The sequence below is a fragment of the Bergeyella anatis genome, from assembly GCF_036016955.1.
Taxonomy (GTDB): domain Bacteria; phylum Bacteroidota; class Bacteroidia; order Flavobacteriales; family Weeksellaceae; genus JAYWXI01.
In genome coordinates, this window is sequence record NZ_JAYWXI010000171.1 from 1 (window position 1) to 362 (window position 362).

Consider the following 362-nt stretch of genomic DNA (forward strand, 5'->3'; position numbering starts at 1 on the left):
TCCGGATAAGAAGTTTGGGGTGCAGACTAACGGAAGATTAGAGCATCAGTTTATCTATATTCCTATAACGGGGAGTGATGGTAAAACTTGGCTCAATAATAACCTTGGGGCAGACTATGCTAACCTCAATTCTCCTGCTTTTAATCCTATGCAACAAGCCACCAGTTTGACGGATAAGAATGCTTATGGTTCTCACTTCCAGTGGGGGCGTGATGCTGACGGGCACGAGCTGGTAACTTACCCAACCGCAACCACAGGGAATAGAGTAAACCCAAGTATCCCGTTGTATGATAATGCTCAGTTGCAGACTTATACTAACCCTTGTCCTGATGGTTATCACGTGCCTACCCGAGTAGAATGGG

General features: G+C 45.9%; 1 pseudogene. It reads left to right on the top strand.

Features of this window, described 5'->3' with window-relative positions:
* Positions 1 to 362: pseudogene (locus VQ048_RS12800) on the top strand (hypothetical protein); the annotation flags it as partial.